The following is a 4,914-nucleotide window of genomic DNA, read 5'->3' as shown; positions in this document are numbered from 1 at the left end:
CGGCTGCACGGGTCGTCCACAGAAAAACGGCCCTGACACGGGATGTGTTCAGGGCCGTTTCCGGGGTCGGTCAGGCGAGCTGTGCCCACCGTCCACGCAGGCGCTGACCCAGCGTCTCCGCACGGTTGCGGGCTCGTTTACGTCCGATCCGGACCTCGCCGAGATACGCCTCGGACAGCAGCACACGGGCGGCCTCACGCTTGGGTCGGACGTCGGCGTCCTTCCACCACTGGGCCAGGTTGCCGGACGTCACCATGGATCGCAGCGGCGACGGTGTCGACAGTTCGCGCTCGCGCTCCTGGGCTGCCTTGAGCTGCCGGTTCAGACCCTCCTCGGCGGACATCGCGAAGTGCATCGACGTGCGACCCCTGGCCACCGCGTCGCCCAGCTCCCGAAGGTCGTTCTCCAACCGGGTCATCTCGGTGCGGATCTCGCGTAGCGCGGCCTCGTCGCCGCCGGTCGTACGGGTCAGCTCATCGACCACATCCGGGCGTGACAGGTACGCGACCACGACGCGGTCGACGAGGTCGTCTAGCTCCTGCTGGTCGACGCCGGACACACATCCGCGCTCCCGGCACCGGTAGTAGGCAGGTCCCTGCTCGCCGTCGTGTCGGGCGTAGCCGACCGTGAGCCCCGATCCGCACACGTCGCACAGGAAGACGCCTGCGAACGGGTACCGGGCCGGTCCCGGCCGTCGCGTCCGACGTGACGGGTCAGACAGACGGTTCTGCACCCGCAGCCACACGTCATAGTCCACGATGGGTTCCCACTGCGTCGACTCGATCAACTCGCCGGACTTCGGGTGCCGGATGAACCCGGCATATGCCGGGTTCAACGCCACGTTGCGGAGCGCCTGCGCGGTGAACGGCTTGCCCGTGCGGGTGTAGACCTTGCCGTCCCATTGCCTCGCCAGCTCGCCGAACGACCCGTTAGCGCCGTCCGTGTCCAGGTGCTCGAACAACTCTTTGATCCGGTCGGCCTCGTCCTTGACGATGTTGCGGCGAACGACGCGACGACGGCCGCTAACGCTCTCGTGGACGGATTCGTATCCGTATGGCGATGCTCCCAATCCTTTTCCCTCCCCTAATCGGCCGTCGATCGAGCGCAGCACGCCGTCGCGGATCTGATCGGATACCGCTTCGGCGCGGATCGCCTCGTCGTACATCCAGCGTCGGTCGTGATGATTGCTCGGGTCGTAGTAGCGGTGCTGATTGCTGACGCGGATGTACTTGCCATGCTTGGCCAGCAGGCGCAGCAGCTTTCCCCACTCCTCGACTTCGCGACTCCCGCGGCTGGTTTCCCAAATGAATAGCGCGTCTTCGCTGAATTGGCCGCTTTCGAGATCAGCGATCAGCTCGCCGTAATCCTCACGCTCGCGGGTGCGGTATGACGACGCACTAAATCCGTTATCGACGTACGCCTTGCCGAGCGTGACGCCCATCGTGGCCGCATCGGCACGATTCACCTGTGCCTGCTCATCGATCGAGCACTGTGAGCGGACTGACACCCGCAGGTATTCTCGCCCGGTGCGGATCTGCTCTACCGTGGTTGCCATGGCTGGCTCCCTTTCCTGTTTGGCGACAAGATGGGAGCCAGTCTATCACCCACGGTTAATCATCGGGCATCACACGCCACATACTCGATGATCATGGTGGATGCCCCTAAACTGTGGGGCGGGCGAGCACGTTGACCAGCAGCCGGTGCACGACCTCGTGGTCACGTACGTCATGCAGCCGGTAGTCGTGCCCCTGGATCGTGTACCACTCGTCGGCGCCCGCGTAGCGCACCGCCAAGGAGAGCGTGCCGTCGTCGCCGCAGGACGTGCGGAGCTCCAGCTCGCCGGTGACCACGCCGACCTCGTTGGTCATCACGCCGTCCGGCGTGGCATTGAACGTCGATCGGAGATGGGACACGGCATTGACCTCTGATCAACCAGGGCTGGGCTCTCGTATGTGTCGTTCTCTAACAGGTGTTGACCATCCGCTGAAGTTCCGTCTTCTCGGCGGACTGGACGGTCAGCTCCCACTGGTACTTGGTGCGGATCCACATCTTCGCGTACGTGCAATGGTAAGCAGAGCGGGGCTTCCACGACGCCGGGTCGCGGTCTCCCTTTGCACGGTTGGACGCCGACGACGCCGCACGCAGCTGCGGCCAGTACAGGTCGTTGGCGAACTCCCTGCGCTTCGCATCGGACCAGCTGCTTGCGCCGGAACGCCACGCTTCGGCAAGCGGCACCACGTGGTCGATGTCGACATCGGAGGGCGAATGCACTGTCACACCGTCGTACGGGCTGTACCAGCGACCCGACGTGGGATAGCAGTCGCCGTTGACCGCCACGTCGATGCCGTCTCGTTTCAGTACCTGCTCACGCGCATTGCAGCTCCCGGAGACCGTGTCCCAATGCGGGAACTTGTCCCTGGAATAGCCGCTCGTCGAACCTTCCGGGGCGACGGTGAGCGCGTTCAACTCGGCTTGGGCGGTGGCTTTGGTGGGGATTCGGGGTGCGGTTGCCGTGGCCTGCGGGTCGGACGCCAGCGTGATGGCGCCGATGACCAGAGCGGCGACGACGAGGGCGAACCAGGCACGGAGTCGGAGCATCGGTGAACGAGACACGGGACCTCCCGGCAGTCGGTGCTGACCAGCGTGATGACCTACCTGCTGACTAACGTGCTCACCAGAGATGACTCCAGCATGCCGACAACATGTCACGATGCCAACGACACGGCGAACTCCTCCATGAGGCGGCTGCTGAACCGGGCCGCGGGCGCCACCGCGCCGTGACAGAACGCGGCCGGCGGGCTAGAGTAACGGCCCATGTACGCATCCGTTCTCGGTTCCTGGTGGCGCGCCGGCTAGGCGGCGCCGCTCCCGACGCGTACATCCACGTAGCGACCGCCTCGTCCGCAGGCGGCCGCGACCCTCATTTCCCGGCTTCCCTTGGGCGAGGCTCACCAGCCCCGAAGGGAAAGACCGTGACACATCAGCTCTCCAGCCTGCTAGGACAGGAGACACCGCCTCCGTTCGCCGTTCTGCGACGAGCCGACGGCACCGGCGTCGAACTGCTGCTCGGCGATGTCGTCGACGTCGACCGCTTGGCAGATCTACCGGTTCCGATGCCGCCCCCGCGCACTCCGGCCGAACCTTCTGCGCGATCGGGAAGCGAACGTCCGCCCGCCGAGTCGCCTCCGCACGTGGCTGTCCCCCAGGTACTCGCGCTGGTGCCCTACCGGCAGATCGCGGAACGCGGCTTCGCCTGTCACGACGACGGCGCCCCGCTGCGGTGTCTCGTCGTCACCGAGCACACGACCCTGACCTTCGACGAGGTACTCGACGCCATCCCCGACGCTCCGGTCGACGTGACCGGCCACGGGTTCGACATCGACGACGACGCGTACGCGGACATCGTCGGTGCCGTCATCCGCGACGAGATCGGCCGGGGCGAGGGCGCCAACTTTGTGATCCGGCGCGACTACCAGGCTCAGCTCAGCGGCTCCGTACCGCATGCGGCACTGAGGCTGTTCCGCCGGCTGCTGCTGTCAGAGCCCAACGCCTACTGGACGTTCGCCATCCACGCGGGAGACGTGACGATGGTAGGCGCCACGCCGGAACGGCACGTCAGCGTCGCGGACGGCACCGTCGTGATGAACCCGATCAGCGGCACGTACCGCTCGCCGGAGGGCGGACCGACCGGCGACGGACTGCTCCGGTTCCTCGCCGATCCGAAGGAGACCGAGGAACTGTTCATGGTGGTCGACGAGGAACTGAAGATGATGAGCCAGGTCTGCCACGAGGGCGGGCGGGTGCTCGGGCCGTTCCTCAAGGAGATGGGCCACCTGGTGCATACCGAGTACCTGCTCGAGGGGCGAACCGGGCTCGATGTGCGGGATGTGCTGCGCGAAACTATGTTCGCGCCGACGGTCACCGGCTCCCCCATCGAGAACGCGGCCCGGATCATCACGACGTATGAGCAGTCCGGACGCGGATACTATGCGGGCGTAGCCGCGCTGATCGGTCAGGACGACGCCGGGCAGCATGTGCTGGACGCACCCATCCTGATCCGGACCGCGTACCTCGACCCGGACGGGCGGGTCCGGGTGCCCGTCGGCGCGACCCTGGTGCGGCATTCGATCTCCACCAACGAGGTGGCCGAGACCCACGCCAAGGCAGCAGGGGTACTGGCCGCTCTCGGCCTGCATCGGCCTCGCTCGAACGACCACGAGGCGAACGGCGACCCAGACGGTTCGAACGTTTCTCCGGGACGCCTCGCCGATTACCCCGGCGTCGCTGAGGCACTCGCGCTACGCAACGCCACCCTGGCCCCCTTCTGGCTACGAGCACAGAACCAGACCGAACCCGGCACCCTGCCCGATCAGCCAACGCTGTCCGATCAGCCAACACTGGCCGATCAGCCAACACTGGCCGGCACCTCAGCACTGATCGTGGATGCCGAGGACGCGTGGACGGCCATGCTCGCCCACCTGCTCCGCCGGCTCGGCATGACGGCAGACGTACGACGCTGGAGCGAGGTCGGCGACACGATCCCACACGACCTGTTGATCGCCGGGCCCGGGCCTGGTGACCCCCGTGACACGAGCGACCCGCGCATCAGGCGGCTGCGGTCCCTGGTGACCCGGCGGCTGGCCGAGCAGCGGCCGCTGCTGGCGGTGTGCCTCAGCCACCAGATCCTCACGGACCTGTTGCGCTTTCCAGTCGTGCCGCTGGCTCAGCCCTACCAGGGCACGCAGCGCGAGGTCGACCTCTTCGGCCGTCGCACACGGGTCGGCTTCTACAACACTTACACCGCTCGACACACGTTCGACCCGCACGCTCCGTCAGTCACACCCGGCCGCGACGAGGTACCCAACGACGACGATCCGAGCACCGGGGCCGATGTCGGCGCCCGCTCCGAGGCGG

General features: G+C 66.6%; 4 protein-coding genes. 1 reads left to right on the top strand and 3 read right to left on the bottom strand.

Features of this window, described 5'->3' with window-relative positions; all coding sequences use genetic code 11:
* Positions 1-70 precede the first annotated feature (70 nt).
* The 3 genes from ELR45_RS16180 to ELR45_RS16170 all read right to left on the bottom strand — a co-directional run bounded on the left by ELR45_RS16180 (position 71) and on the right by ELR45_RS16170 (position 2,598).
* Positions 71-1,555: a recombinase family protein gene (locus ELR45_RS16180; RefSeq protein ID WP_129667316.1), complete on the bottom strand. Its 1,485-nt coding sequence runs from the start codon at positions 1,553-1,555 to the stop codon at positions 71-73.
* 106 nt (positions 1,556-1,661) lie between these two features.
* Entirely contained in the window at positions 1,662-1,868 is a 207-nt protein-coding gene (locus ELR45_RS16175; protein ID WP_420813896.1) for a hypothetical protein, read from the bottom strand.
* A 94-nt stretch (positions 1,869-1,962) separates the two neighbouring features.
* On the bottom strand, positions 1,963-2,598 hold the full coding sequence (locus tag ELR45_RS16170; RefSeq protein ID WP_205856698.1) for an HNH endonuclease family protein: 636 nt from the start codon (positions 2,596-2,598) through the stop codon (positions 1,963-1,965).
* A gap of 374 nt (positions 2,599-2,972) precedes the next feature.
* Between ELR45_RS16170 and ELR45_RS16165 the strand changes: the two genes are divergently transcribed.
* Positions 2,973-4,914: chorismate-binding protein (locus ELR45_RS16165; protein WP_205856697.1), on the top strand; the 1,942-nt coding region annotated here is incomplete at its 3' end.

It is taken from the genome of Phytoactinopolyspora endophytica (assembly GCF_004138495.1).
GTDB lineage: Bacteria > Actinomycetota > Actinomycetes > Jiangellales > Jiangellaceae > Phytoactinopolyspora > Phytoactinopolyspora endophytica.
The sequence above is the reverse complement of the archived record's forward strand: the minus strand, read 5'-3'. Positions and strand labels throughout refer to the sequence as shown.

Coding starts and splice junctions, on each gene's coding strand:
- ELR45_RS16180 (WP_129667316.1), bottom strand. CDS start 1,555: ATGGCAACCACGGTAGAGCAGATCCGCACCGGGCGAGAATACCTGCGG.
- ELR45_RS16175 (WP_420813896.1), bottom strand. CDS start 1,868: ATGACCAACGAGGTCGGCGTGGTCACCGGCGAGCTGGAGCTCCGCACG.
- ELR45_RS16170 (WP_205856698.1), bottom strand. CDS start 2,598: ATGCTCCGACTCCGTGCCTGGTTCGCCCTCGTCGTCGCCGCTCTGGTC.